The sequence below is a fragment of the Candidatus Hodgkinia cicadicola genome, assembly GCF_002774925.1.
The window spans coordinates 1-959 of sequence record NZ_NXGO01000071.1; the positions used below are offsets into that span (position 1 = coordinate 1).

At 32.1% G+C, this 959-nt stretch carries 1 pseudogene; it reads left to right on the forward strand.

The features are described from left to right. Positions 1–785 precede the first annotated feature (785 nt). Positions 786–959 (forward strand): annotated as a pseudogene (locus MAGTDC_RS05970) (hypothetical protein); the annotation flags it as partial.

The following is a 959-nucleotide window of genomic DNA, read 5'->3' on the forward strand; positions in this document are numbered from 1 at the left end:
AACAAGCATATTAGCCAACAACTGTGCCAGCAGCATTACAAACAAATTGTACTTACTGAAGCAAGAAACAGACACGCTGACTGCACACGTGTGTATTCACGTCTCTCATACGTCAGAAAGCGTAGTGCTGTGTGATACTACACAAGGGAGAGTCCTGTTGCTTTCTTATGTTCGTTCACTTCATAATATCTATTCACCATTCGATATTCTTACATCCTAAGTTATAATAAATATTGTTATTATGTTTACCAAGGTTGGCAATTACATCTGATAATATCAGATTATTTTCATGATAAGCTACAAGCTTAGACGAAATTTTGTAATGCATGTGGTCAAATAAAATTTTCAACAAATATTAAACGTGGAAAATATCTTATATCGAAACGTTTAAAATAGTAATTTTCAAAAAGACAATTATGTACTTAATACAAAAACATAATGTAGCAAGTTTTTTCGTAATTTAAAAGTAGTTTATTAGAATATTGCCGCATAACTTTCATAATTCAAATATCTTATTCATACCTACTTTATATACGTAACTGAAAAACACGTTTGAATGATTAACAATGTTCTGAAATGAGACATGTCTACGCGCTGACTGGTTCACATATGTACGCGGCTTTGGTGGTATGTACATACACTTGTGAACGTACGTTTATGAGTTAGTATGTTTATCTTAAAATTAACCTATTCTGAGAAGATGACTACTTAAGGTAGCTTAACTTATTCTAATTGCAACTTAACGTATTTATGAAATTTTTGAGTTACAGTGTAAAAAAAAAGTACAGTTAAGCATGAGAGCTTTTTGAGTGAAGTTAACCAATGAAAAAGTTATAAGATTACATCCGTTGGTATGTTCTTGTTTCAATGCTGACTTCGATGGTGATCAAATGGCAGTCCATGTTCCACTTAGTTTTAATGCCAGAATCGAAGCTACAACGTTGTTAATGGCTGATAAT